This window comes from Rhodopseudomonas pseudopalustris (assembly GCF_900110435.1).
GTDB classification, from domain to species: domain Bacteria; phylum Pseudomonadota; class Alphaproteobacteria; order Rhizobiales; family Xanthobacteraceae; genus Rhodopseudomonas; species Rhodopseudomonas pseudopalustris.
Genome location: NZ_FODT01000002.1, coordinates 90549 through 115116, shown reverse-complemented (window position 1 = coordinate 115116; position 24568 = coordinate 90549). Strand labels below are relative to the sequence as shown.

27 protein-coding genes are annotated in these 24568 nt (G+C 64.1%); 6 read left to right on the top strand and 21 right to left on the bottom strand.

The features are described 5' to 3' along the window. Positions 1-47: 47 nt before the first annotated feature. The 3 genes from BMY71_RS03895 to BMY71_RS03885 are packed head-to-tail and all read left to right on the top strand — an operon-like array spanning position 48 to position 2386. Positions 48-293 carry a phosphopantetheine-binding protein gene (locus BMY71_RS03895; RefSeq protein ID WP_041805155.1) on the top strand — a complete coding sequence of 82 codons (246 nt, stop codon included), beginning with the start codon at positions 48-50 and terminating at the stop codon, positions 291-293. Further along, positions 280-1662 carry a class I adenylate-forming enzyme family protein gene (locus BMY71_RS03890; RefSeq protein WP_092681880.1) on the top strand — a complete coding sequence of 461 codons (1383 nt, stop codon included), beginning with the start codon at positions 280-282 and terminating at the stop codon, positions 1660-1662. The genes BMY71_RS03895 and BMY71_RS03890 overlap by 14 nt, the downstream gene beginning before the upstream one ends. Next, complete coding sequence (locus tag BMY71_RS03885; RefSeq protein WP_092681878.1) at positions 1655-2386, top strand: SDR family NAD(P)-dependent oxidoreductase; 732 nt, start codon at positions 1655-1657, stop codon at positions 2384-2386. Before BMY71_RS03890 ends, BMY71_RS03885 begins: the two co-directional genes overlap by 8 nt. A 76-nt stretch (positions 2387-2462) precedes the next feature. Here the strand turns inward: BMY71_RS03885 and BMY71_RS03880 are convergent, their stop codons facing one another. Further along, positions 2463-3401, bottom strand: coding sequence for an amino acid--[acyl-carrier-protein] ligase (locus BMY71_RS03880; RefSeq protein WP_092681876.1), 939 nt, complete (start codon positions 3399-3401; stop codon positions 2463-2465). A gap of 35 nt (positions 3402-3436) precedes the next feature. Continuing rightward, positions 3437-4630: an acyl-CoA dehydrogenase family protein gene (locus tag BMY71_RS03875; protein ID WP_244525989.1), complete on the bottom strand. Its 1194-nt coding sequence runs from the start codon at positions 4628-4630 to the stop codon at positions 3437-3439. A gap of 392 nt (positions 4631-5022) precedes the next feature. Between BMY71_RS03875 and BMY71_RS03870 the strand changes: the two genes are divergently transcribed. The 3 genes from BMY71_RS03870 (at position 5023) to BMY71_RS03860 (ending at position 6646) form a co-directional block, all read left to right on the top strand. Further along, the gene (locus tag BMY71_RS03870; protein ID WP_011501516.1) at positions 5023-5295 is read left to right on the top strand and encodes a phosphopantetheine-binding protein; all 273 of its coding nucleotides are present in this window, start codon (positions 5023-5025) and stop codon (positions 5293-5295) included. A gap of 81 nt (positions 5296-5376) precedes the next feature. Then, positions 5377-5832, top strand: a complete 456-nt coding sequence (locus BMY71_RS03865; RefSeq protein WP_011501515.1) for a cupin domain-containing protein — start codon at positions 5377-5379, stop codon at positions 5830-5832. Between the two features lie 229 nt (positions 5833-6061). Continuing rightward, a complete protein-coding gene (locus tag BMY71_RS03860) occupies positions 6062-6646 on the top strand; it encodes a DUF2478 domain-containing protein (RefSeq protein ID WP_092681874.1) in 585 nt (194 codons plus the stop codon). An 80-nt stretch (positions 6647-6726) separates the two neighbouring features. On the opposite strand, the gene BMY71_RS03855 is transcribed toward BMY71_RS03860, so the two are convergent. From BMY71_RS03855 to nifH, 19 genes are all read right to left on the bottom strand, one after another. Continuing rightward, a complete protein-coding gene (locus BMY71_RS03855; protein WP_011501513.1) occupies positions 6727-7023 on the bottom strand; it encodes a ferredoxin family protein in 297 nt (98 codons plus the stop codon). A gap of 40 nt (positions 7024-7063) precedes the next feature. Beyond that, on the bottom strand, positions 7064-8371 hold the full coding sequence (locus tag BMY71_RS03850) for an FAD-dependent oxidoreductase (protein ID WP_011501512.1): 1308 nt from the start codon (positions 8369-8371) through the stop codon (positions 7064-7066). Between the two features lie 11 nt (positions 8372-8382). Then, a complete protein-coding gene (locus BMY71_RS03845) occupies positions 8383-9489 on the bottom strand; it encodes an electron transfer flavoprotein subunit alpha/FixB family protein (RefSeq protein ID WP_011501511.1) in 1107 nt (368 codons plus the stop codon). 24 nt (positions 9490-9513) lie between these two features. Then, the gene (locus BMY71_RS03840) at positions 9514-10359 is read right to left on the bottom strand and encodes an electron transfer flavoprotein subunit beta/FixA family protein (protein ID WP_011501510.1); all 846 of its coding nucleotides are present in this window, start codon (positions 10357-10359) and stop codon (positions 9514-9516) included. 306 nt (positions 10360-10665) lie between these two features. Beyond that, a complete protein-coding gene (nifW, locus tag BMY71_RS03835) occupies positions 10666-11022 on the bottom strand; it encodes a nitrogenase stabilizing/protective protein NifW (protein WP_092682430.1) in 357 nt (118 codons plus the stop codon). Positions 11023-11068: 46 nt separating this feature from the next. Next, on the bottom strand, positions 11069-12253 hold the full coding sequence (gene nifV, locus BMY71_RS03830) for a homocitrate synthase (protein ID WP_092681872.1): 1185 nt from the start codon (positions 12251-12253) through the stop codon (positions 11069-11071). Then, positions 12246-13469: a cysteine desulfurase NifS gene (nifS, locus tag BMY71_RS03825; RefSeq protein WP_092681871.1), complete on the bottom strand. Its 1224-nt coding sequence runs from the start codon at positions 13467-13469 to the stop codon at positions 12246-12248. Before nifS ends, nifV begins: the two co-directional genes overlap by 8 nt. Beyond that, a complete protein-coding gene (gene nifU, locus BMY71_RS03820; protein ID WP_092681869.1) occupies positions 13466-14461 on the bottom strand; it encodes a Fe-S cluster assembly protein NifU in 996 nt (331 codons plus the stop codon). Before nifU ends, nifS begins: the two co-directional genes overlap by 4 nt. Before the next feature lie 28 nt (positions 14462-14489). Further along, positions 14490-14810 carry a HesB/IscA family protein gene (locus tag BMY71_RS03815; protein ID WP_011501505.1) on the bottom strand — a complete coding sequence of 107 codons (321 nt, stop codon included), beginning with the start codon at positions 14808-14810 and terminating at the stop codon, positions 14490-14492. Between the two features lie 329 nt (positions 14811-15139). Further along, a complete protein-coding gene (locus BMY71_RS03810; protein WP_092681867.1) occupies positions 15140-15850 on the bottom strand; it encodes a nitrogen fixation protein NifQ in 711 nt (236 codons plus the stop codon). Positions 15851-15858: 8 nt separating this feature from the next. Beyond that, positions 15859-16173 carry a ferredoxin III, nif-specific gene (fdxB, locus tag BMY71_RS03805; RefSeq protein WP_011501503.1) on the bottom strand — a complete coding sequence of 105 codons (315 nt, stop codon included), beginning with the start codon at positions 16171-16173 and terminating at the stop codon, positions 15859-15861. Between the two features lie 69 nt (positions 16174-16242). After that, positions 16243-16449 (bottom strand): CCE_0567 family metalloprotein, encoded by a 207-nt coding sequence (locus tag BMY71_RS03800; protein WP_011501502.1) that lies wholly within the window; start codon positions 16447-16449, stop codon positions 16243-16245. A gap of 11 nt (positions 16450-16460) precedes the next feature. Further along, positions 16461-16928 (bottom strand): NifX-associated nitrogen fixation protein, encoded by a 468-nt coding sequence (locus BMY71_RS03795; protein WP_092681866.1) that lies wholly within the window; start codon positions 16926-16928, stop codon positions 16461-16463. 1 nt (position 16929) lies between these two features. Then, positions 16930-17328 carry a nitrogen fixation protein NifX gene (nifX, locus tag BMY71_RS03790; RefSeq protein ID WP_092681864.1) on the bottom strand — a complete coding sequence of 133 codons (399 nt, stop codon included), beginning with the start codon at positions 17326-17328 and terminating at the stop codon, positions 16930-16932. Positions 17329-17374: 46 nt separating this feature from the next. After that, complete coding sequence (nifN, locus tag BMY71_RS03785; RefSeq protein ID WP_092681862.1) at positions 17375-18751, bottom strand: nitrogenase iron-molybdenum cofactor biosynthesis protein NifN; 1377 nt, start codon at positions 18749-18751, stop codon at positions 17375-17377. 1 nt (position 18752) lies between these two features. After that, positions 18753-20219 carry a nitrogenase iron-molybdenum cofactor biosynthesis protein NifE gene (nifE, locus tag BMY71_RS03780; protein WP_092681860.1) on the bottom strand — a complete coding sequence of 489 codons (1467 nt, stop codon included), beginning with the start codon at positions 20217-20219 and terminating at the stop codon, positions 18753-18755. Positions 20220-20270: 51 nt separating this feature from the next. Next, a complete protein-coding gene (gene nifK, locus BMY71_RS03775) occupies positions 20271-21830 on the bottom strand; it encodes a nitrogenase molybdenum-iron protein subunit beta (protein WP_092682428.1) in 1560 nt (519 codons plus the stop codon). A gap of 91 nt (positions 21831-21921) precedes the next feature. Further along, a complete protein-coding gene (nifD, locus tag BMY71_RS03770) occupies positions 21922-23385 on the bottom strand; it encodes a nitrogenase molybdenum-iron protein alpha chain (protein ID WP_011501496.1) in 1464 nt (487 codons plus the stop codon). A gap of 67 nt (positions 23386-23452) precedes the next feature. Next, a complete protein-coding gene (gene nifH, locus BMY71_RS03765) occupies positions 23453-24352 on the bottom strand; it encodes a nitrogenase iron protein (RefSeq protein ID WP_011439868.1) in 900 nt (299 codons plus the stop codon). Between the last annotated feature and the right edge of the window lie 216 nt (positions 24353-24568).

Here is a 24568-nt window from a genome sequence, read left to right as displayed (position 1 = left end):
CGCCATATAGTGTTGTCTCACGGATCGAGCAGGAAGGCGAAATTTCCATGTCTGTACGGTTAACGATTGTGACGATGATGCAAGAGATCGCCGCCGAGCAAAACCGCAAATTGCCGGCGCTTACTGACGACCTCGTACTACATCAGTCCGGCTTCGATTCGTTGTGCTTCGCCATCCTCGTCGCACGGCTCGAAGACAAACTCGGCGTCGATCCGTTCACCGCAGCCGACGACGCGATTTTCCCTGTGACGCTGGGCGATTTCATCAAGGCCTACGAGAATGTCCCCGCGTGAGATTGTTGCGCTGCGCAACTATCTCGCAGCCGGCCTGAGCGACCGCACGCTCTCCGATGGAACCGACACCCTCGCGATCGGCGAAATCGCGTACGCCACCGCGCTCGGCGGCCGGCTGGCCGAACTCGCAGGCCGATCCGTGGTGTTGTCGCTGTCGACGCAGCTGATCAGCGGCGTCGCGATGATCGAGATCGACGGCGTCGCGCGGCAGATGCTGCTGTGTCCGCCCGATTTCGACATGAAATACGCCCCGACGCTGATCGCCGATGCGCAGATCGACGCCATCGTCACCGACGATCCGGCGCGCTGGCAGGGGCTCGGCGTCGACCTGATCGTGCCGGCACGCCTCCCGCTGCAGCCCGCTGCGCCGGTCGACCGGTTACATACGACACACTGGCTGATGCTCACCTCCGGCACCACCGGCGCGCCGAAAATCGTGGCGCATACGCTGGCGGCGCTGACCGGCGCGATCGTGGCGGATGCACCGGCGAAAGGCGCGCCGCCGACCTGGGCGACGTTCTACGACATCCGCCGCTATGGCGGACTACAGATCTTCCTCCGCGCCATCCTGGGCGGCGGATCGATGGTGCTCTCCACGCCGGGCGAGTCGATCGCCGATCATCTGGCGCGGCTCGCCGCACGCGGTGTCACCCATATCTCGGGCACGCCGTCGCATTGGCGCAAGGCGCTGATGAGCGCCGCACTCTCGACCTTTCGGCCGAACTACGTTCGGCTATCCGGCGAGATCGCCGATCAGGCCGTGCTCGACAGTCTGCGCCGCGCGTTTCCCGAGGCCTCGATCGGCCATGCCTATGCGTCCACCGAGGCGGGCGTCGGCTTCGCTGTGAATGACGGCCGCGAGGGCTTCCCCGCGGCGATGATCGGCGCCAACGCCAACGGCGTCGACATGAAAGTGATCGACGGCTCGCTGCGGATTCGATCCGGCCGCACCGCCCACACCTATGTGGGGCGTAGCGCGCCGCAATTGACCGACGCGGACGGCTTCGTCGATACCGGCGACATGGTGGAGCTTCGCGACGATCGCTATTACTTCGTCGGCCGCCGCGACGGCATCATCAATGTCGGGGGCCTCAAGGTGCATCCGGAAGAAGTCGAAGCCGTGATCAATCGCCACCCGGCGGTGCGGATGTCGCGAATTCGCTCGCGGCGTAGCCCGATCACCGGCGCGCTGGTAGTCGCCGACGTCGTGCTGGCGAGCGTCTCCGACGCCGGTCGTACCGCGGAGATCCGCGAGGCGATCCTCGCCGACTGCAAGCAGTCTCTGCCGCCGCACAAGCTGCCGGTCATGATCAGCTTCGTCGAAAAGCTCGACGTCACCGCCTCCGGAAAGCTGGCCCGCCATGCGTAGGGTCGTGGTCACCGGCGGCAGCCGCGGTATCGGGCTTGGAATTGCGCAGCGGCTCGCCGCAGCGAGCTATGGGGTGATCGCGGTCGCACGGCGCGAGAGCGAGGAACTGACGGCGGCGATCGCGGCGGCCGCGCCCGGCCCCGGCGCGATCGCCTTCAAGGCGTTCGATCTCGGCGAGATCGACGCCATTCCCGACTTCGTCAAATCGCTTCGACGGGAGTTCGGCTCGATCTACGGACTGGTGAACAATGCCGGGATCGGCACCGAGGGCGTGCTGGCGACGATGCACAACACCCAGATCGATGCGCTGGTGCGGATCAACGTGACCTCGCCGATCGTCCTGACCAAATACATCGTCCGGCAGATGATGGCCGACGGCGGCGGCCGCATCGTCAACATCTCGTCGATCATCGGCTCGACCGGCTACAACGGGCTTTCGGTCTATGGCGCGACCAAGGCCGCCGCTCTGGGCTTCACGCGCTCGTTGGCGCGCGAGGTCGGCCGGCTCGGCATCACCGTCAACGCGATCGCGCCGGGCTTTATCGATACCGAACTGACCAAGGGCCTCGCCGGCGAAGGCCGCGACAAGATCGCCAACCGCAGCGCCCTGCGGCGACTGCCCGAGATCGATGACGTCGCCCGCATGGTCGAGTATCTGCTCGGCGACGGCGGCCGCAATATCACCGGCTCGGTGCAGACCATCGACGCGGGGAACACGGCGTAATCACGCAGCGATTAATTCCCTCTCGTCATTCCGGGGCGCGCGAAGCGCGAACCCGGAATGACCGACGCAAGCCTTCTTACAGCCCCAACGTCTCGCGCACCGACGCCGGCCAGGATGCGAGATCGATGCCGTGGGTGTGGAACAGCGCCACCGCCAGTCTGTCCATGCCGAAAGCGACGCAACCGGTGTGGGCGGGTTTGCCTTCGGCATCGTCGATGCCCCAGGTCACGCCGAAATGCTCACGGTGATAGTTGAAGCTCATACACGCGGTCGGCTGCTCTTCCGAACGCAGCGGCACCAGCAATTCGAATTTCAACGCCTGCTGAACCTGACTGATCGCTTTCATCTGACCGACCCGGCCGAAGAACGGATCGGACGCGTGATCGACCTTGAACGCGAGACCGAGATCATGCGCGATCGCCTGGGCCTTCACCATCCAGCGCTCGCGGAACTCGGCGACGTCCTGCGGCGTGCCGATGCAGACATATTCGCGCATCCGGAACGACTGCAGACGATCGAGCTGCTTGGACGGTTCGCGGCGGAAGCAATCGGCGGCGACGTCGAAACGAAGGCCGCCCACGGGCAGCGGCCCGCGGCTCGCAGCGATCGGATACACCGGGTAACAAGCCGCGGGCGACAGCACGAGATCGGCCGGCGACAACGATGTCGTCCAGTCGCCGCCGGCATCGAACCGGCTGATCGCCGAATTGATCTCCTGCTCGGTGCCGTGCAGACCGCAGACGCAACCCAGCAAGTTCGGGAAGCTCTTCAGATAACCCGACTTCTCCAGCTGACTGCGGCTCATCACCGGAGGGAAACGCATCATCTCGGTGCCGGCTTCGCGATGACTCGAGATCAGCGCCGCGAGCTTCTCGACCACCCCCTCGTACAACGCGGTCCGGGCATAGACGCCATCGGCGCCGAGGCGATGGAACAGATGCTCGGCGAGGTGATCGAGCGGATCGATCGGTTGAGCGTGGGTCTCGGACGGGACATTGCGGATCGCAACGTTCATGAGGTGGCCTCCTCGGTGGTTCGTTGACGCTGAATTCAGTCGCGCAGGCTCGACGGCACCGCGCTCATCAGACTGGCGGTCGCGATGTTGGCGAGGATGCGATCATTGTTGATCATCAGCGGCGCGGACAGCAGGTCGCGCAGGTGACGCCCCACGGTGAAATCGCCGTCGTTGCGATAGCCCGACAGCCCGCAGGCCCGCATCGCGCTCATCGCCGTCGCTACGGCGAGATCGGAGGCTTCGACCTTCAGCAGATTGATCGCCGACTGGAACTCCAGCGAGCCGAGACCGCGATCGTCGTATTCGTGCGCGGCGTAGGCGTCGAGATTCGCGGAGATCAGCGCACGCAGCTTCAGCAGCGACATCTTCGCGCTGTTGTAGTGGGCCGCGCCCGGCGGCATCTGGCCGTCCGCGCCGCGCGCCGCCTTGCGGATGAACGCCTGCGCGCGCTCGACCGAAGCCGCCGCGATCCCTGCCCAGGCCGACGACCAGGACAGATGCGCAACCGGCGTCATGGTCTGCGCGTGAATGCGATCATACGGCTCCGCGAACACCTGACCGACGACACCGTTCGCCTTCAGCTCGAAACCCGCGCTGCAGGTGCCGCGCATACCGAGCGTTTCCCAGCCGAGCGTCGGCGTCAATGTGTAGTCGTCCTTGGTGAACACGACCAGCACCTGATCCGACGCAGAAGCGTCTGACGCGCGGCGCGCGATCGTCATCACGCCGTCGGCCTCGGCACCGTAGGAAATCACTGTCGCATTGCGTACCAGCGACACCCCTTCGGCGGTCACCTCGATCGCCGCGGCGCTGGCGCGGATGTTGCCGCCATTGTTGCCTTCGGTGGTCGACGACGCCAGCAGCATCTGCTCGCCGGCGATCCGGCGCATCAGTTGTTCATGCCAAGCGCTGCCGCGGCCGTGCCGCACCAGGCAGGCGACTTTGGTTTGATGCATCGCCACGATCATCGCGGTCGAGGCGCAGGCCCGACCGAGCGCGTAGCACATCTCGGTGATGTCGTAGATCGAAGCGCCCTCGCCGCCGAACTCGACGGGAATCTGAGCGCCCAGCAAACCGTGCTGGCGCGCCGCGTCGAGCGCGGCACGCGGAAACCGCGACTCTTTGTCGACGCTGTCTGCGTCGGCAGAGGCGATGGCGGCAACCTGTGCCACACGCTGGGACAACGGGACAATATCGTGCCGGAGCGGGACGGCCGCAGCCGGGGTCATATCGCGAGCACTGCTATCGGTGACGATCGCCATGGCGTCCAAAGCTCCTCGGTCAAGCACGGTACTGACTGAAATGATGCGGCGATGCGCGTTATCGCCCGTGCTGATAGTTGTCGGCAAATTGCAAGTGAGAAGCTATGGAAAGGAACCCGGTGCGTCGAGCAGTTTCAAAGTGAATCAATTTGGATTCGAATTCGACGGTTAATCCGTGATTGCGGGATTACCGAAGATTTTCGGATTTCCCGTTAGCGTTAAGATTCAAATGGGCGACGTGGACGAACTGCCGCAATTGTTTCCGCAATCTTTCTGCGATTACATCGCGACTGATAGAACGCGCCGTCGACGTCAATTAGTTAAGACGCCGGATAACGACAAACGATACGGAGGCTGCAATGCAGGCTGGCTCTAACGCCGCGGTTCAAACCAAAATCCTCGCGCTGGTCGAGACGATCCTGGCGCAGAATGCGATGGCGGGCGGCGTGAAACCCGACACCCGCCTTGCCGACGCCGGCCTCACCTCGATGGAAATGGTTAATCTGATGCTCGGAGTGGAAGCCGCGTTCGATATGACGCTGCCGCAATCGGACATCACGCCGGAGAACTTCACATCCGTCGAAACCATCGAGCGCCTCGTGCTCAAGCGCCTCCAACTGCAGGCCGCCTGATAGATGCAGGCTGCCTGATCGGATCATCAGTCTTCGCCCCCATCACAACACGCGTAGCGCATATCACCAGGAGCCGACCCGATGTCCACGAACCTGATCCTCACCTCCAAGACCGATGTCGAACTGAAGCCGGCGCCGATCGAGCCGTCGTGGATCATCGAGGGCACCCCGACCGCGACCAACGCGACGCTGTCGCGCAGCGCCGATGGCATGGCGTCGACGATCATCTGGCAGTGCACCGAAGGCAAGTTCAACTGGCACTACGACATCGACGAGACGATCTGCATCCTCGAAGGCTCGGTGGTGATCGAGAGCGAGGGCATGCCGGCGACCCGCTACGGACCGGGCGACGTGATTTTCTTCAAGGACGGGGCCAGCGCGCGCTGGCATGTCGAGGGTCACATCCGCAAGATCGCGTTCTGCCGTCGCACCCAGCCGAAGCTGGTCGGGTTGGCGCTGCGGGTGTTCGCCAAATTGCGATCGTTGCTGATGCCGTCCCAACAGCGCCCGACGCAATCGCTGCTCGGCGCTAATTGAGCTTCTCGACGCTCCGGCCTTCAATGGCGGGCTGAACAAACAGCCCGCCTCGTCTCGCTCGACAACGAATCGCCGAAACGGACGTTGTTGCAACGCCAACCCGCGTATCTGCAGTCTTTCCAACGCCCGGGCTGCGACGCGACTGGGATTGATTTGCCGCAAAGCCGGGGCCCGCTGATTCTGGCATTCGATTATTCGAAAGTCGTATCGAAGCGCGGCGGGGACAGTGATGGGGCCCAATTTCGGCAGGTCTGGCAGACCTTCAATACTCGGTGTTGTGTATTCGGATGGCGCCGCCGCCTGCCGCATGATTTCCGATCTCGGCTATCGATTGCGGGACGCTGGCGCGATGGTCGCGGGAATCGTCCCGTATCACGCGACGCGTGACGGCACCCCGCGTTGCGACATGGAAGTCGAGGAACTGTCCTCGCGGATCATCCTGCAGCTCGCCGAGGACCAGACTCCGCAAGCTTCCGGCTGCCGGGTCGATCCCACAGCGATGCAGGACGCCGCCGCACTCATCTCGGCCGCGTTTCAGAAATGCCCCGAGCTGCTGATCATCAACAAATTCGGTCGACTCGAGGCCGAAGGTTACGGCCTCGGCGAGGTGATCACCGAGGCGGTCGACCTGGGCATTCCGGTGCTGATCGGCGTTCCGGAGCGCCACATCAAGCAATGGCGCGAATTCAGCAATGGCCTCGCCGAGGAAGCGATGATCGATTCGCCGCGCGTTCAGCAATGGTTGGCGCGGCGCGGGTTCGTGTCTCAGCGGAACCGAGTCGGACTGGAGCGCGCGCTCAACACGGCGGCCTGAGCTGATCTCCGAAGACGATCTCGAGCCTGGTCAGGCGTGGCAACGGAGTCGCCACGCTCCCTGCGTTTGATATCCGGCGATCAGCCGAACTTGAACAGCACGCCGTAGCCGCCGCGCGGGTAGTTCCATTCGATGTCGCCGGAGCCCTCGGCGATCACCCTGCAGGTCCCGCATTCGACGCAGCCATCGGGCGTCAGCTCCACCTGACCGTTCGTATTCAGCTCATAGCAGTGGGCAGGACATACCTTCAACAGCGCAAGTAGCGCCGCCGACGGCTTGGTATGCGGCTTGACCTTGATATGGGCGTTACCGACATCGACCAGATAGCGGTTCTGGAACAGCTTATCCTCGACCCGAATAGGAGCTTCGGTGGTCATGATTTGAGTCTCCGCGCTTGAGATTTCCGATGTTGCCCGCTCACCGCCAGGCCCGTGCGAAGCGGAAGGCGTCGCCGAACAGGCCGCCCCACGATCGGGCCGACACGAATGATTTGATCGTGACTTTCTCCTTGTCGACCTTGGGCGTGCCGTCGACCCGCACGAAATTCTGCAGCGCCTTGTTGACGAGTTGCGGATAGGTCAGGAAAAAGTTCTTCGACTGGATGTGCAACAGATCGGGCATATCCTTGTATTTCTTCAGATCCTTGATCACGAAAGAGGCGTCGAGCATCTTCTTGTAGAGCGCGAGATTTTCCTTGGTCATCGGATCCTTGCGGGATTTGACCTGAAAGATCGCCTCGCCGGCGATTCGGCCGGAGGTCATCGCCAGGTTCGAGCCTTCGCGATGCAGCGCATTGTTGAGCTGCGCCGCGTCGCCCACCACAACCCATCCATCGCCATAAAGCTGCGGGATGGCCTTGTAGCCGCCCTCGGGAATGAGATGGCCGGCATATTCCTTGACCTCGGAGCCTTCGATCAGCGGCGCGACCGAGGGATGCTTCTTGAAACGCTCGAGCAGACCGTAAGGCGTCTCACCAGTCTTCTGGAAATCGGCCACCAGGCAACCGATCCCTACCGAGATCGACTCCTTGTTGGCGTAGATGAAGCCCATGCCGGTCATGCCGTGCGAGATGGTGCCCGCCGCCTCGATGACCACGCCTTCGTCGCCCTTCAGGTTGAAGCGCGCCTCGATGGTCTCGCGCGGAAGGAAGTGCATCTCCTTGACCGCGAGCGCGACGTTCTCGGCCGAAGGCCGCTCGCGCAGATCCGCCTTGGTGCCGAGCAGACCGTTGACGCCTTCGGCCAGCACGACGACGTCGGCGTGAACCTCGCCGCCGTCACGATCGGTGAGCACACCGATCACCCGGCCATAGGCGTCCTTGACCAACTCCTTGACGGTGGTCTCGCACAGCACGATTGCGCCGGCCTCCTGCACCTTGCTGGAAAACCACTTGTCGAACTGGGCGCGGATGATGGTGTAGCGGTTCGGCTTCTCTTCGTTGAAGTCATCCGAGCGATAATGCAGGCCGGTGTGCGCCCTCTCGTCCATCATCCAGAACCGCTGTTCGACCAGATGCCGCTCCAGCGGAGCATCCTCACGGAAGTTGGGGACCAGCTTCTCCAGCATCTCGGCGTAGAGGATGGCGCCCTGGACATTCTTCGAGCCGGGATACTCACCGCGCTCGATCTGCAGCACCTTCATGCCGCGGTTGGCCATTGTCAGCGCGGCGGCGTTTCCGGCCATGCCGGCGCCGACCACGATCGCATCGAAACGTTCCTCGATCATGGCGAGCTCCTTCAGCTTGCGATCCGGTCTCGGGTGTGCGGCGACAGCCGCTTGCGGAATGCTTCGGTCAGCGCCGGCAACAGCCGGATCGCGTCGGTGACGATCGCCAGATGCGCGAAGTCGAAGATCGGCGCATTCTTGTCGGTGTTGATGGCGACGATCAGATCGGCGCCGTCCACGCCGACGCGATGCTGGATCGCTCCGGAGATGCCGGCGGCGATGTAGAGCTTCGGGCGGATGGTCTTGCCGGTCTGGCCGATCTGCCGGTCGGCCGAGACCCAGCCCTTCTGGACCAGCGGCCGCGAGCAGCCATATTCGGCGCCGAGCACCCCGGCGAGCTGCCGAACGAGCTGGAAGTTCTCCGGCGAACCGAGCCCAATGCCGCCTGCGACGACGATGTCGGCGTAAGCCAGGTTCGAAGTCGCCTTGTCACGGTCCGGCACGAACGCCAGCACCTTGGTGACGATGTCGGCTTCGACCATGCCGAGCGGAAATTCGATGATGCGGCCGACCGGCTTCTCGACGCGGTCCGGCATCTCCATCACCCGCGGCCGCACCGTCGCCATCTGCGGCCGGAAATTCAGCGTGTAGATCGTGCAGAGCAGCGAGCCGCCGAAGGTCGGCCGGGTCGCGGCGAGCGAATTGTCGGCGTCGACCTCGAGTTCGGTGCAGTCCGCGGTGAGTCCCGTCAGCAGCGTGGTGGCGACGGCGCCGGCGAGGTCCCGGCCGAGCGTGGTGGCACCGAGCAGCAGGATCTCCGGCTTGTAGGTGTTGACCAGATCGGTCAGCGCCTTGGTGTACGATTCGTTGCGATAGTCGGCGAGCACGTCATCGGCGACGATGTAAGCGAGATCTGCGCCGTAGCAGAACGACTCCGCCGCCGCGACGCGTGTGGCGTCGCCGGCGGGCCCGATCACCACCGCCGCGAGTTCGACGCCGAGCTTGTCGGCGAGTCGGCGGCCGGAACCCATCAGTTCCCAGGAAACCGGATGGACGTGGCCTCGCTCCTGTTCGACGAACACCCAGACGTGTTTGTACTGCTTGAAGTGTTCGGACAGCTCTTTCTTGGCGTTGGCGCGTCCGGCGGGCTGCGGGGCAGGCTTGGCTGGCTGGCTCATCGAAGCGGCTCTCTGTTGGTGTTGTCAGAATCCACGCGCAAGCTCGAACATGTCGGCCTCGAGCTTCGGCCGGACCTTGAAAATCTCGTCGATCAGCGCGTCCGCCGGCGGCAGACCGGCCGGCTCGACGACGATGGCCTTCTCGGAACGGGCCGTCGGTGCGAATACGCGCTTCACCACGGTCGGTGATCCGCGCAGGCCGCATTTCGAAATGTCCTCGACGCCGGCGTCCTGGGCACTCCACTTCACCACCTCGGCGCGCGCGGCGTTCAACGCATTCAGCATCGAGCCGCGGCGCACTTCATTGGTGCCTTCGAGCATGGTGATCAGGCAGGGCAACCGGCTGCGCAGCACCTGCACGCCGCCTTCGGACCGACGCTCGACCTCGATGGTGCGGCCGGCGAGATCGAGCGACGCCACCTTGGAGACGTAGGTGAGCTGCAGGAAGTCGAGGCGCTTGCAGATGCCCGGGCCGACCTGGGCGGTATCGCCGTCGATGGTCTGCTTGCCGGTGAACACGATGTCGGCCTCGCCATAGGTCGCGCCGATCTTGCGGATGGCGGAGGCGAGCGCGTAGCTGGTCGCCAACGTATCGGCGCCGGCAAAGAAGCGATCGGTGAGCAGCACTGCGCGATTGGCGCCGAAGGTGAGCGCCTTGCGCAAGGAGTCCTCGGCCGAGGGCGGCCCCATCGTCAGAACGGTGACTTCGCCGCCGAATTTGTCGCGCAGCCGCAGCGCCTCTTCGAGCGCGAACAGATCATAGGGATTGATGATCGTCGGAACGCCCTGACGCATGATCGTGTTGGTGACCGGATGGACGCGGATCTGCGCCGAGTCCGGGACCTGCTTGATACAGACGACGATGTGCATGGTGTGCTCCGCGCTTGCTGACACCAGAACATCAGCAAGCCTCGTACCAACTTTCGATCAGGAGAAATTTTGTCGACGAGGCAATGGCTTGGGCGCCATCGCCGAGCTTGCGCTGTTGGCGGCGCTTGAACGCGACCCGACAAGTCGAACACTTGTCAGGAAGGCGACAGCGCACCGGCGAACAGGTGATTTCGACGTCTGAGAGAAATGTTCAGGTCATGTGACGCGCATGCCAGAAAGCAACCTCGGCCGACCGCGTGGCGGGCCGAGGTTGCGAAACGATCGATGCGGCAGGAAGCGCGCGAATTACTTCAAATTGTCGAGCGAGACAAAAGCCGGCCGACGCGGCGATTTCGGCGCGACCGCATCCTTGAGGACCTTGAAGACGCGCTGATCCAGCGGCGACGATTCCACGAAGTCCGCGTAGGCGCGCTCCAGCACTGTCTTGCAACGGGCCTTTGTCTCCGCCACCGGCAGACCGTCGAGATCCTCGCTGGCGAGATACTGCCCCATGCGCTTGAGGATATGCAGCCGGGCGACGTTGACGACCTTCGGATCGAAGTCGACGTCGAGCAACTCGAAGAAGTCTTCGGCCGAGGCCGCGCGTTGCAATTGCCCGACGATGTCGGCGGGTTCTGTGGTTTCCAACTGGGACGCGCTCATCTCGATCTCCTTCGCATCTTGTTCGCCGCGCAGCGTCGCGTTGCGCTCAGGCGCAGTTCGGCAGCGCGCGGTCACGAACCTCACGCCAGATTGCCGTCAATGTCTCGTTTCCGACCGCGCCCTTGTTGGCGACCGCATGAATCCGCACCCGCGCCAGAACGCCCTGCGCCTCCTCCGCCGTCGCCGGCAAATTGAGCTTGGCCAACGATGACGTGATCGCCGACAGGCCGGAATGCTTACCGATCACGATGCGGTTGGAGCGGCCGAGCAGCCGCGGATCGAGCGACTGATAGGTGCGCTGGTCTTTGAGGAGGCCGTCGACATGAATTCCGGACTCGTGGGTGAAAACGTGCTCGCCGACGATTGCCTTGTTGAGCGGAATCGTGCGCGCCGCGGCCTCGGCGACGACATCGGCGACATGGCCGAGTTCAGACAACACGATTCCTGTGTCGCGCCCGTAGAGCTGCTTCAACGCGACGGCGACCTCTTCGAGCGGGGCGTTGCCGGCGCGCTCGCCGAGCCCGATCACGGTCACCGAGGCGTGGCTAGCGCCGGCCTGCAGCGCAGCCAGCGTGTTGGCGGTGGCGAGGCCGAGGTCGTCATGACCGTGAAATTCAAGTTCGAGATCGGTAGTCGCGCGCAACGACGCCAGCAATTTGTGGCTGCTGAAGGGGTCGAGCACGCTGAGCGTGTCGGCGATCCGGAACCGCCGTGCGCCAGACTCCTTCGCCGTGGCGATCACCTGTGCGAGGAACTCCGGATCGGCGCGCGAGGAATCCTCCCCGCCGACTGCGACCTCGAGACCCTTGTCGCGGGCATAGCCGACCACCCGCTTCACCGTTTCGATGGCGTTGGTGCGCTGGCCGCCGAGCTTGGCCGCGATCTGCACATCCGACACCGGCACCGAGACGTTGACCATCGGCACCCGGGCCGCCAGCGCCGCGTCGACGTCTTCGGTGCGCATCCGGCACCAGGCGATCGTCGTCAGCGGCAACCCGGCCTCGACGATGGCGCGGATCGCGGCGATCTCGTCGGGACCCATCGCCGGCGTTCCGGCTTCGATCTCCGGGACGCCGGCCCGCGCCAGCGCGCGGGCGATCGCGAGCTTCTCGGCAGCAGAGAACGCGACGCCCGGCGCCTGTTCGCCATCGCGCAGCGTGGTGTCGTTGAGCACGATCGACTTTGCCGTCGAGGTCGTCGTGACTGGGTCGCGTGGGGTGATATCAAGCATGGGAACGCCCGAGCAATGGTCCTGCATCGGCATCGAACGGCGAGATTGCGCGCAGCTTCGCGACCACGCCCGGGATCACGGCGAGCGCCCGATCGACGTCGTCGTCGGTGTTGTCGCGCGACAGCGAGAACCGCACGCCGCCGCGGACGGTGTCCTCCGCGACTTTCATGGCCATCAGCACATGCGATGGCTCGAACGAGCCGGTCGAACACGCCGAACCCATCGAGGCGGCGATGCCGGCGCGGTCGAGCAGCGTGACGATGGCCTCGCTGTCGATGAAGGAGAACGCGATGTTCGACGTGTTGGGCAGCCGCTCGGCCCGGGCGCCGATCGCCACGCAATGGTCGACCTGCGCGAGGACCCCGCGCTCCAGCCGGTCGCGCAAGCCTCGCACCCGGATGTCCTCATCGGCCATCGCTTCGGCGGCGAGTTCTGCGGCCATGCCGAGACCGACGATGCCCGGCACGTTCTCGGTGCCGGCGCGGCGGCCGCGCTCGTGCTGGCCACCCTTGATCTGCGGCTTGAAGCCGACGCCCGTGCGGACATACAGCGCGCCGATGCCCTTCGGCCCATGCAACTTGTGTCCGGACAGCGACAGCATATCGATCGCGGTGGATTGCAGGTCGATCGGACATTTGCCGACCGCCTGCACCGCATCGGTGTGAAACAGCGCTCCGACGTCCTTCGCAAGCTCGGCGAGATCGGCGACCGGCGCGATCACGCCGGTCTCGTTGTTCGCCCACATCATCGAGACCAACGCGACGCGATCCGACAGCGCCTCGCGATAGGCGGCGATGTCGAGGTGGCCGTGACGATCGACCGGGATGACGTGGACGCGGATGCCCTTGGTCTTCTCGAGCCAGGCGCACAGCGACAGAACGGCGGGGTGTTCGACCGCGGTGGTGATGATCTCGCGCCGCCGAGGTGCTACTTCCAGCGCCGACAGGATCGCCGCATTGGCGCTTTCAGTGCCGCCCGAGGTGAGGATCAGTTCGTGCGGATGCGCAGCGCCGAGCAGCGCCTGCAATTGCTCGCGCGCACGCCTCACCGCCATCGCGGCGTGGGCGCCGAGCGCGTGCTTCGACGACGGATTGCCGAAATAGCCGGAGAAGAACGGCAGCATCGCATCGACCACCCGCGGATCGGTGCGCGTGGTGGCGTTGGCGTCGAGATAGCAAATATTCGCCGGCTGCGGCGGGACGCGGGTCTGGTTCATGGCACGGGCACCACACGCAGCGGCCGGCCGAGCCTGTCGGCGAGCCTGGCCTGAACGCCGGACAGCGTCACCGATGACAATTGGCAGCCGACGCAATTGCCCGACAGCCTGACGTAAACGACATTGCCCTCGACATTGACGAGTTCGCAGTCGCCGCCATCGCGCTTCAAATGCGGCCGCAGCTCGTCGAGCGCTTCGGCAATCAGCGTCGTCTGCGACGGCGCATCGACCCCGACCGCGGCAGGCGCAGGTGCCGGACGCGACGGCGCGCTCTTCGGCGCGGCGCGCAGATGCGCCGGCGCGGCCTTGGCGGCAAAGATATTGGTCGCCGGCTGCGGCGCGCCGTGCGGCTTCAGATCGATCGCGCGCGGCGACGTCGAACCGAGCTGATAGGCGTCGCCGGGCCCGATCAGCCCATCCTCGGCCATCTCGGCATTGACCCGCGCCAGCAGGCCTTCGACCTGCTTGAAACAGGCGCTGCAACTGCCGGCCGCCTTGGTGTGGTGGGTCACCTGCTCGACGCTGGTCAGCCGATTGAAACGGATGGTGCGCTCGATCATCATCTGGCTGACGCCGAGGCATTTGCAGGACGGCGCCGCATCGGCTTCGCTCAGCTCGGCCTCGCCGCGATAGGACCCGATCGCCTTCTGCAGGGCCTCATAGGTCATCACCGCGCAGTACATGCGTTCCAGCGGCAGACCGCCGAGATAATCCGCGATATCGGCAGCGCTGATCCCGACGGCTTCGTCGAGCGTCCTGCCGGTGATCATCTCGGTAACCGCCGAGGACGATGCGATCGACGAGCTGCACCCGAAGGTCTGAAACCGCGCCTGTTCGATCCGATCGGTTCGCGGATCGACTTGCAGCATCAGTTTGACCGCGTCACCCCAGCGGATGGCGCCGAACGAGCCGACCGCATTGGCGTGCGGCAGCACACCGGCATTGCGCGGGCTGGAGATGTGTTCGTCGAGCCTATCGAGATTGTCGAGCATGACGACGCTCCGTGGCTTGCAGGGGGCCTCAGCCGAATGACTTGCCGCAGCCGCATTTGTTCTCGGCGTTGGGATTGTCGAAGGTGAAGCCCGAGCCCTCGAGACTCTCGACGAAGTCGATCGTCATGCCGCTCAGCAGCGGCTGCGAGTCGGGATCGACGAACACCCTGACGCCAGCCGCTTCGACCACCGCGTCGTCGGACCGCGGCTCGGGGTCGAGCCCGATCAGATATTTGTATCCGGCACAGCCACCCGCTTCGACCATGACCCGCAGGCCAGCTTCAGTCTTGCCAGCGCGGGACATCGCAGCCTTGACGGCGTTACCGGCTTGTTCGGTCAGGATGATCATGATCGGCCTCCGTGGATTGGGTCCGACATGAGGGTTTGCAACCGCTGTGCCATTCTTCGGTAGAGCAGCAAGACACTGAATTTACTAATTAAATTGAACCATTGGGAAATGTAGGAGTTGCGACATGGTCGCTAACGCGACGGTTTCCGACAACCGCTCGCAGCTCACTCTTCACCCTCCCCTTGAGGGGGAGGGTCGGCGGGTAACGCGCGAAGCGCGGTGCACGCCGGGGTGGGGTGAGCCGCGGGCACGGCGGACAAACTCTTCGCCACCCCACCCCGCTCGCTACGCTCGCGACCCTCCCCCTCCAGGGGAGGGTGAAGCCCGTCTTACGACACGCCCGCCGCGCGCTGTTCGATCTCTCGCCGGCGGCCGGCCATCCGGCTTTCGCCGCTCTCGTCGCCGAAGCATTCGGCGAAGTCGTTGCACTGCGAACACACCGGCGCGCTGCACATCACCATGCCGTCGTCCTCGCAGAGCTTGCGATAGAAGAACCGCTTCCAGCGCATGTTGCGGGTGTTGTCGCGCGCCAGCGGGCCGAAGTGCCGCATCAACAGCCGCGTCAGCTCGGTGCGGTCGCGCAGGCCGAGATCTTCCCAAAGGTGATCCGGCTCCATCGCCCGGCGCGCCACCATCGTGGCGAGCCAGCGTCCGACCTCGCCCGGCGTCGAGCGATGCGCGAGCAGGAGGTCGCGCACCATCGCGGCCTCCTCGTCGACGTCAGGCTCGCCCGAGGCGAGCACCGACAGCAGCACCGAAATGTGCGGGAAGAACGACGTCACCAGCGCGACGAAATCGTCGGCGCCGAGGCCGCAGCGCGCGTTGATCGGGCCGGGCTCGGCCATCGCCGCCGACAGGATCGACGCCAGCACGTGGCGATCGAACGCGTGGTCGTCATCGATCAATGCATCGGCCGGCAGGCCGCCGGTCAGCGCCCGATACACGATCGCCGGCGACGACGCGAAGCCGGACGCCGCGACGCGCAGCGGCAGCTTCGCCGCCGACGCCACGCCTGCCTCCTGCTTCGCCGCGCCGATCATGATCGCTCCTAGAGCCCGAGTTCGCTGGCCTTGACGTGGGTCTGACAATCCTTCGGACAGACCCGGTTGCAGGCCGAACAGCCGATGCAATTGCCGGCCTTGTCGAGCACCATCACCTTGCGGACGAATTCCTCGTCGTCATCGTCGTCGTTCTCGAGGCTGCAGCCGACCAGTTCGCCGTCCTCGTTGACGCCCATCAGGTGCATCACGTCGCGCGAGCAGACCTTGTAGCAACGGCCGCAGCCGATGCACTTGTCGCCATCGATCGCGGTGATGTAGGTCGGTTCCCACGGCTTGCCGTCGCGGCTCGAAAAGATCGTCATCGTCATCGCTCCTGGCGCGGCCTTCGCCGCGCGGTTCGGACTGGCGCTGCGGCCGCTTAGGCGGCCTTGTCACGCAGCCTTGGCTTCCAGTTCCTTCAAGGTTGTTCGCGCGGCTTCGAGCGCCGCGAAAGCATCGTGGGTCTGCTGCGCCACCGTCATGATGGTCTGCCAGTTGATCGGCAGTTCCTCCGACAGATCGTGTAGATTCATCTTCATTGTCGTCGCGCGCGCGGACAGCTTCTTGATTTCGGCTTTCAGCGTGTCGATATCTGACATGGTGATTTCCTTCAGAGCGCCGCGACCTCGGGAAACTTGCGGATCATCTCAACGCCGGCGTTCACCAGTCTGTCGCCGTCCTCGGCGAGCTTGCCGAGATTGTCGAAGCCGAAGCGATGGACGTCGCGCATGTGCTTGTTGACGACGATCAGCCGGCCGGCGCTGAGGATCATCCGGCCGAAGCCTTCGTGATGCATCTTCATCATCGGCGACACCATGATCTTGGTCTCGCGCTCGATCGACAGCGCCACCGCGTTGTAGAACAGCTCGAGCCGCCACAGCGTCTCGGGATCAGGATCGCCCATCAGCGGGATCTCTCGGCGCTTCGCCTTGTCGATGATGAACGGCTCGAGCAGCTTGAGATCGGACTTGCTCTCCCAGACGCCGTGGGTGTCCTGGGCACGGAGCTGCTTGACCAACTCCTTGACGAACAGCGAGTCGATCGTAGCGTCACTGGCGGTTGCCGTTGCGTCGGTCATCTCACACCTCATCCGCGAAATCGAACTTGCGCTCTTCGCCTTTCAACAGCGCCTTGCGCAGCCACGGCGGCGGCGCGCCGCGCAGCACGCCTTGCAACTTGACGATCAGTTCGGTGATCGGCTCCGGCTGTGCGAGCTTCAGCGGGTGCACCTGCGCGGCGACCACGCGCGCCGCGCCGGAGCCGCCGATCGCCGCGCAATACACGATCGCGCAATCCCGGATCGCATCGATCTTCGCCGCCAACTTGTCTTCGTTACCGTCTTCCTTCTCCTCGGCGAACTGCACCGCCTCAATGAAGCGATAATCCTCCGCGGTGACTTCGTAGATGGCGATGTTCCTCGCCCAGCCGAAATGCGCGTCGACGCGCTTCATATCCTGAGTGGCAAAAGCGACCTTCATGCCGCGCCTCCGTTGTTGTGCATCGACGCTCTCCTTCGCTTCCGTCTTAATGAGTCGTAACCGACGCATCGACTTGATCCGGACCGCCAGCAGCGGTGCTGCGCCAAGTGTCGACGTCCGGTTCCTTGATGTTGGAAATGAACAGATTTCCGATCGCGAAGATCAGATCGCGGGTGCCGCGATAGCCGACCGCGACCTGATGCGCGGCGCCGAGCCGGTCGAACATCGGCAGCCCGACGCGGAACAGCGGAACGCCGAGCCGTTCCGCTGCCTGACGACCATGCGAATGCGTCACCAGCAGATCGCAATCCTCAGCGCGTTGCTCCAGATCCTCCAGATCACCAATCAGCACGTCGTCAGACGGCGCCTGCGCGAGCGCCGGCGAGTGCGTCGTGGTCACCGCAGCAGCAATGGTGCACCCCATGTCGGCGAGCCAGCCGCCGATGTTGAGCAGCATGTCGGGCTCGGCGCCGATCGCGATTCTCTTGCCGCCGAAATAGAAGTGGCCGTCGAGCATGGCGTCGACGAGCTGGCTGCGCTGGCGGCGATACTTCGGCGGCACCGGGCGGCCGCTGATCCGCGCCAGCGTCGCCATCAATTCGTCGCTCGGCGCAAGCCCGGTGAGGCGCTGCAGCAGCGTGAACGGCACGCCGACTTTGGCCTCGAGCGCGGCCGCCGCCTTGCGCATCTGTTCGCCGAGCGCGAGCGTGTGCGCCGCGCGCCCCATCGCCGCGACCTCGGCCACCGACACGCCGCCATGGGTGGTCGGGGTGAAGTCGTCCGGCAGATGGCCATCGAGCGAGCCGGAAATGTCGGGAAGAAACGTCGGCTGCAGGCCGAACGCCTCGATGATGTCGCGTAGTTCGTCGATATCGCCCGGCGTCAGATGGCTGCCCGCCAGCACGTTGAGCTTCGCCGGATCGCGCGCAACGCCCGCCGCTGGCGCCTCGACCAGTGTCTCGACGATCTTCGCGACCGTCGTCGCGAAGCCGTCCTCGAATGCGCCCTTGAAGTCGGGCGTCGACACCGGCACCAGCGCCACATTCGCGAGTTCGGGATGCTTGCCGCGCACCAGCTTGATGAAGCCGTCGAGGTCGTCGCCCTTGATCTCTGTCACGCCGGTTGTGCAGATCCCGATCACGTCGGGCTTGGTGCGGCCGACGATGTTGACGATCGCCTGTTCGACATTGTCGAAGCCGCCGAGCACGGTCGCGACTTCGCTCATCGCCGTGGTCTGCAGCGGAATCTGTTCGCGGAAATGGCGCACGAACAGCACCAGGCCGAACGAGGTGCAGCCCTGCGAGCCGTGCAGCAGCGGCATCGAATTGCGCAGCCCCATGAAGGCCAGCGCCGCGCCCAGCGGCTGGCTCATCCGCAACGGATTGACGGTGCAGGATTTTGTCGATGTCACCACCTTCGCCATCTCACGCAACCTTTGCGGCAGGCGTCGCCTCGGCGGCGCGCTGCGCGTCGTCGGCCGCATTGGCGGCGTCGGCGCGGGTTTCCCAGCTGATCTCCTCCCACGGCGGGGCGGAGCGGACCTGCTCCCAGATCGGGTTGAACAGCGCCTTGTCGATCTGCCGCACCATTTCGACAATGCCGACATAGCCGCAATAGGCGTAAGTACGCTCCTGGTTGATGTCCATCCAGGGCATCCGCGCCTTCAGCGCGACGAATTGCGAGCGCCCGCCGGACAGCATGATGTCGGCTTGCGCCTCTTTCAGCATCTTGTACATTTCGCGCGGTCGCAGATCGTCGATCAAATGGACGTCCGGGCTCATCTCCTTGAGCCGTTCCTTGTCTTCCTTGGTCGATTTCTTGACGCTGGTGCCGACGATAGTCAGGCCGGCCTCCTGCAGCGCCAGCACCACCGACCACGACTTCACACCGCCGGTGATCAGCAGAACCTTCTTGCCTTCGAGCCGCGGCGTATAGGCCTTGATCGCGGCCCAGGCCTTCGCCTCCTCGCGTTCGATCAGCGCCTCGGTGCGGCCCATCAATTCGTCCGGCGCGCCGCGCGCGATCAGCAGCCTGGCGATCTGGCGCAGCGACTCCGAGGTGTCGGTGATGCCGTAGAACGAGCCTTCGAAATACGGAATGCCGTAGCGGTCTTCCATCTTGCGGGCGACGTTGATCATCGCGGTCGAGCACACCATCATCGCCGCGCGGGCGCGATGCGATCGCGCCACTTCGTGGTAGCGCGAGTCACCCGACAGGCATGACAGAATGCGGATGCCGAGTTCGTCGAGCAGCGGCTTCACCTGCCACAATTCGCCCGCGACATTGTATTCGCCGATGATGTTGATGTCGTAAGGGGTGGTGAAATCCGGCTCCTGGGTGCCGATCACGTAGTCGAGCATCGCCTCGCCGGCGAGCTTGTTACCGAGGTTCTTCGGGCCGACGAAGCCCGGCGCGATGATCGGAACGCAGGGCGTGCCGAGCTTCTCGGTCGCCACCTTGCAGACCGCGACGATGTCATCGCCCATCATCGCCGGCACGCAGGTCTGATACACGAACACCGCGGGCGGATGATACTTTTCGATGATCTCCCTGATCGACCGGAACAGCCGCTTCTCGCCGCCGAACACCACGTCGTTCTCGCCCATGTCGGTGGTGAAGCCGGTGCGATACAGCTTCGAGCCCGACGACTTGGTGCCGCGATTGTCCCAGGACGAGCCTTCGCAAGCGATCGGGCCGTGCACCAGATGGGCGACGTCGACGATCGGCTGCAGCGCGATCTTGGCGCCGTCGAAAGCGCAGCCACCGGCCGCGCCGCCGGGCTGCAGCGGTTTGCTGCAGCCCTTCTTGCGCTGTTTCTCGGACTTGGCCTGATTGTCCGCGCAGCCGGGCTCGTTGAAGACATCTTGAATCTTGTCTGCGAGGCGGCTCATGCGGCGCTCCTGAGGGTCAGGTGGTCCGAGACTTTGGTATCGACTTCGGCATCAGCGGATGATGTCGAAGGAGAGGTCGGTCTTGCCGGCGATGTTGGTGGCCTTGTCCATCTCGTCGAAGATCTTGTCGAGGATCTTCACCAGGACGTTCATCGTGCCCTGATATCCCCAGATCGGCGAGCGGTGGTGATGGTGGCGATCGAACACCGGGAAGCCCATGCGGATCAACGGCGTGCCGGTGTCGCGCTCGAGATACTTGCCGTAGGTGTTGCCGATCATGAGGTCGACCGGCTCAGTGAACAGCAGCGAGCGTAGGTGCCAGAGATCCTTGCCGGCGTAGACCTTGCAGTTTGTGCCGAACGGCGAGGACGCCAAGAGCTGGTTGACCTTCTCCTCCCAGTTCTTGTTGCCGTTGGTGGCGAGAATGTGGGTCGGTTCGCCGCCGAGCTCGAGGATGAATTCGGCCAAGCCGTAGCACAGGTCCGGATCGCCGAAGATCGCGAACTTCTTGCCGTGGATGTGCGCGCTCGAGTCGCCGATGGCGTCGACCAGCCGGCCGCGTTCCTTGGTCAGCGCTTCGGGGATCGCCTTGCCGGTGATCCGCGACACCGCCTGCAGGAAGCGATCGGTGCCGGTGATGCCGATCGGTGAGTTGAGCGCGACCACTTCCTGGCCGTGCGCCGCGATCGTCGCCAGCGTCTTTTCCGTGCAGAATTCCTGCATCGAGATCGTGCCCTTGGCGTGGATGGCGTTGGCGGCCTGCTCCAGCGTGGTGCCGCCGTCATACATCCGGAACTCGCCGTCGGCCGGGGTGTCCCAGACGTCGCTGTTGTCGCCGAAGATGGTGTAGTCGACGCCCATCAGTTCGAAGATCCGCTTGACCTCGCGGATGTTGCCGACGGTGTTGCCGTCGAAGCCGCCAAGGAAGTTGATCGAGCCGTTGGGCTGGCGCTCGAGCTTCGGCACGGTGCCGGACTTGCCGTCCCAGAAGTGCTCCACCACGCCCTTCATCGTGTTGTCGTAGCCGGTGATGTGGCTGCCGACGAAGGCCGGGGTGTGGGCGTAGGTGACGTCGAACTCCTGCGGAACGGAGCCCTTCTCCTTGGCATTCTTGATGAACGCGTTGAGGTCGTCGCCGATCACCTCGGCCATGCAGGTGGTCGAGACCGCGATCATCTTCGGCTTGTACAGCGCGTAGGAATTCGCCAGGCCGTCGATCATGTTGTTGAGGCCGCCGAACACCGCGGCGTCTTCGGTCATCGACGAGGAGACGCAGGAGGTCGGCTCCTTGAAGTGCCGTGAGAAGTGGCTACGATAATACGCGACGCAGCCCTGCGAGCCGTGCACGAACGGCAGCGTCTTTTCGAATCCGACCGCGGCGAACACAGCGCCGAGCGGCTGGCAGGCCTTGGCCGGATTGATGACCAGGGCTTCACGCGCAAAGTTCTTGTCCTGGTATTCCTTGGTCTTGGTCCAGTCCGCCACGCGCTCGACTTCGGCTTCGCCGACGGCGTTTTCGAACTGCTTGCGCTTGTTGTCCATCATGTCCGCGTATTCGGGCTGATGGAAGAGATCGAAATGATCCCGGATCTTTTCTACGGTCTCGGTCATGTTGATGTTCTTTCGCAAGGAATTCGGGGACACGGCGCTTCCGGTGGATCGCACCGGAAGCCCGCGTGACGAGTGGGCTCAGCTCCGAACTTCAGCTCCAAGGTGCCTTGGTCAGCTTCCAGATCGGGGCGTTGATGGCGATGTCCATGTCACGGGCGAAGATGGCGAAGCCGTCATAGCCGTGATACGGGCCGGAATAGTCCCACGAATGCATCTGGCGGAACGGCACACCCATCTTCTGGAAGATGTACTTTTCCTTGATGCCGGAGCCGACCAGATCGGGCCGCACCTTCTCCACGAACTTCTCGAATTCGTAGCCGGTGACGTCGTCGTAGATCAGCGTGCCGTCCTTCACGTAGTGGGTAGTTCGCTGATAGTCGTCGTTGTGGCCGAATTCATAGCCGGTGCCGACCACTTCCATGCCGAGGTCTTCATAGGCGCCGATCACGTGGCGCGGACGCAGGCCGCCGACATAGAGCATCACCTTCTTGCCTTCGAGGCGCGGACGATAGCGATCGACGATCGCCTGCATCCGCGGCTTGTACTTGGCGATGACGCGCTCGGCGCCTTCCTTGATCTTGTCGTCGAACTTCGCGGCGATCTCGCGCAACGAGGCTTCGATCTTGGTCGGACCGAAGAAATTGTACTCGACCCACGGGATCCCGAACTTCTCTTCCATGTGCCGCGTGATATAGTTCATCGAGCGGTAGCAGTGCAGGATGTTCAGCTTCGCTTTTGGAGTGTTCTCGAGCTCGGCGATGGTGCCGTCGCCGGACCACTGCGCGATCACGCGGAGCCCCATCTCCTCGAGCAGGATGCGCGAGGCCCAGGCATCGCCGCCGATGTTGTAGTCGCCGATGATCGCGACGTCGTAGGGCGTCGATTCGAACGTGGCGACCTTGTCGCCGGCCTTGTCGAACACCCAGTCGCGGATCACGTCGTTGGCGATGTGATGGCCGAGCGACTGCGACACGCCGCGGAAGCCCTCGCAGCGTACCGGGATGATAGGCTTGCCGTCATACTGTTTCGTCTTGGCCTTGGAGACCGCCTCGATGTCGTCGCCGATCAGACCGATCGGGCATTCCGATTGCACCGAGATGCCGCGGTTCAGCGGGAACAGGTCCTGAATTTCGTCGATGATCTTGCCGAGCTTCTTGTCACCGCCGAAGACGATGTCCTTCTCCTGGAAATCGGAGGTGAACTGCATCGTGCCGAAGGTGTCGATGCCGGTGACGCCCTTGTAATAGTTGCGGCGCGAGCCCCAGGAATACTGGCCGCAGCCGACCGGGCCGTGGCTGATGTGGACCATGTCCTTGATCGGACCCCACACCACGCCCTTCGAGCCGGCGTAGGCGCAGCCGCGGATCGTCATCACGCCCGGGATCGACTTGATGTTGGACTTGACCGAGCACTCGGCCTTTTCGGCCTCATAGGTGTTGAGGTGCTTGGCGCGGCGCTTGGCGGACTTGTCCGGATAGGCTTCCAGGACTTCGCCGATCAGCTGCTTGTTGCGTTCCTTGAGGTCCGCGGGAGATTCTGCGACTGCGGTGCTCATCGTTGTTCCTCGTTTAAAGGGGCCGCCGGGGAGCCGGCCGCGTGAGGCGGCCGGCCCGGCTGATGGATCAAGCGGTGGCGGCCGCCGCCTTGGCGGCTTCCTTCTCGGCGAGTTCGGCGAGCGCCTGCTCGTCGGTCTTCATGATGCCGAAATCGAGCAGCATGCCTTCCAGCTCTTCCATGGTGATCGGCGTCGGGATGGTACCGTTGCCGGAGTTGGCGTGGATCTTATTGGCGAGCTGCCGATATTCCTGCGCCTGCTGCGAGTCGGGCGCGTATTCGATCACGGTCTGGCGGCGCAGCTCGGCGTGCTGCACGATGTTGGCGCGCGGCACGAAGTGGATCAGCTTGGAGTTCAGCCGGGCAGCCAGCGCTTCGGCGAGGTCGAGCTCGCGGTCGGTCTGGCGCTCGTTGCAGATCAGGCCGCCGAGGCGGACGCCGCCCGAGGAGGCGTATTTCAGAATGCCCTTGGCGATGTTGTTGGCGGCATACAGCGCCATCATCTCGCCGGACATCACGATGTAGATTTCCTGGGCCTTGTTCTCGCGGATCGGCATCGCGAAGCCGCCGCAGACCACGTCGCCGAGCACGTCATAGGAGACGTAGTCGACGTCTTCATAGGCGCCATTCTCTTCGAGGAAGTTGATCGCGGTGATGACGCCGCGGCCTGCGCAGCCGACGCCCGGCTCGGGACCACCGGCTTCGGTGCACTTGATGCCCTTGTAGCCGATCTTCATCACGTCTTCGAGTTCGAGATCCTCGACCGAACCCGCTTCAGCAGCGAGGCTGAGCACGGTGTCCTGCATCTTGGTGTTGAGGATCAGGCGGGTGGAGTCCGCCTTGGGGTCGCAGCCGACGATCAGGATCTTCTGACCGAGCTCGACCAGCGCCGCGAGGGTGTTCTGCGAGGTGGTCGACTTGCCGATGCCGCCCTTGCCGTAAAATGCGATTTGCCGAAGTGCCGCCATGTTCTCTCTCCGTTGATCTTGAGCCGTTGATCGATTTGCGCGAACCGCGCAGTCTCATTGCGTTAAAACCGTCGCACGGCTCAGAAGCGGATGTTGCCCTTCGCAATCATTGCTCAGCCAAACATCCCTCGCCTTGCTGATCCCTGTTTTGCAACGACCGTGCCAATCTCGGCTCCGACCGAAAAAGTGGGCGTTTACTTGCGGATAGCGCCAAAT

Coding starts and splice junctions, on each gene's coding strand:
- BMY71_RS03895 (WP_041805155.1), top strand. CDS start 48: ATGTCTGTACGGTTAACGATTGTGACGATGATGCAAGAGATCGCCGCC.
- BMY71_RS03890 (WP_092681880.1), top strand. CDS start 280: ATGTCCCCGCGTGAGATTGTTGCGCTGCGCAACTATCTCGCAGCCGGC.
- BMY71_RS03885 (WP_092681878.1), top strand. CDS start 1,655: ATGCGTAGGGTCGTGGTCACCGGCGGCAGCCGCGGTATCGGGCTTGGA.
- BMY71_RS03880 (WP_092681876.1), bottom strand. CDS start 3,401: ATGAACGTTGCGATCCGCAATGTCCCGTCCGAGACCCACGCTCAACCG.
- BMY71_RS03875 (WP_244525989.1), bottom strand. CDS start 4,630: ATGACCCCGGCTGCGGCCGTCCCGCTCCGGCACGATATTGTCCCGTTG.
- BMY71_RS03870 (WP_011501516.1), top strand. CDS start 5,023: ATGCAGGCTGGCTCTAACGCCGCGGTTCAAACCAAAATCCTCGCGCTG.
- BMY71_RS03865 (WP_011501515.1), top strand. CDS start 5,377: ATGTCCACGAACCTGATCCTCACCTCCAAGACCGATGTCGAACTGAAG.
- BMY71_RS03860 (WP_092681874.1), top strand. CDS start 6,062: ATGGGGCCCAATTTCGGCAGGTCTGGCAGACCTTCAATACTCGGTGTT.
- BMY71_RS03855 (WP_011501513.1), bottom strand. CDS start 7,023: ATGACCACCGAAGCTCCTATTCGGGTCGAGGATAAGCTGTTCCAGAAC.
- BMY71_RS03850 (WP_011501512.1), bottom strand. CDS start 8,371: ATGATCGAGGAACGTTTCGATGCGATCGTGGTCGGCGCCGGCATGGCC.
- BMY71_RS03845 (WP_011501511.1), bottom strand. CDS start 9,489: ATGAGCCAGCCAGCCAAGCCTGCCCCGCAGCCCGCCGGACGCGCCAAC.
- BMY71_RS03840 (WP_011501510.1), bottom strand. CDS start 10,359: ATGCACATCGTCGTCTGTATCAAGCAGGTCCCGGACTCGGCGCAGATC.
- nifW (WP_092682430.1), bottom strand. CDS start 11,022: ATGAGCGCGTCCCAGTTGGAAACCACAGAACCCGCCGACATCGTCGGG.
- nifV (WP_092681872.1), bottom strand. CDS start 12,253: ATGCTTGATATCACCCCACGCGACCCAGTCACGACGACCTCGACGGCA.
- nifS (WP_092681871.1), bottom strand. CDS start 13,469: ATGAACCAGACCCGCGTCCCGCCGCAGCCGGCGAATATTTGCTATCTC.
- nifU (WP_092681869.1), bottom strand. CDS start 14,461: ATGCTCGACAATCTCGATAGGCTCGACGAACACATCTCCAGCCCGCGC.
- BMY71_RS03815 (WP_011501505.1), bottom strand. CDS start 14,810: ATGATCATCCTGACCGAACAAGCCGGTAACGCCGTCAAGGCTGCGATG.
- BMY71_RS03810 (WP_092681867.1), bottom strand. CDS start 15,850: ATGATCGGCGCGGCGAAGCAGGAGGCAGGCGTGGCGTCGGCGGCGAAG.
- fdxB (WP_011501503.1), bottom strand. CDS start 16,173: ATGACGATCTTTTCGAGCCGCGACGGCAAGCCGTGGGAACCGACCTAC.
- BMY71_RS03800 (WP_011501502.1), bottom strand. CDS start 16,449: ATGTCAGATATCGACACGCTGAAAGCCGAAATCAAGAAGCTGTCCGCG.
- BMY71_RS03795 (WP_092681866.1), bottom strand. CDS start 16,928: ATGACCGACGCAACGGCAACCGCCAGTGACGCTACGATCGACTCGCTG.
- nifX (WP_092681864.1), bottom strand. CDS start 17,328: ATGAAGGTCGCTTTTGCCACTCAGGATATGAAGCGCGTCGACGCGCAT.
- nifN (WP_092681862.1), bottom strand. CDS start 18,751: ATGGCGAAGGTGGTGACATCGACAAAATCCTGCACCGTCAATCCGTTG.
- nifE (WP_092681860.1), bottom strand. CDS start 20,219: ATGAGCCGCCTCGCAGACAAGATTCAAGATGTCTTCAACGAGCCCGGC.
- nifK (WP_092682428.1), bottom strand. CDS start 21,830: ATGACCGAGACCGTAGAAAAGATCCGGGATCATTTCGATCTCTTCCAT.
- nifD (WP_011501496.1), bottom strand. CDS start 23,385: ATGAGCACCGCAGTCGCAGAATCTCCCGCGGACCTCAAGGAACGCAAC.
- nifH (WP_011439868.1), bottom strand. CDS start 24,352: ATGGCGGCACTTCGGCAAATCGCATTTTACGGCAAGGGCGGCATCGGC.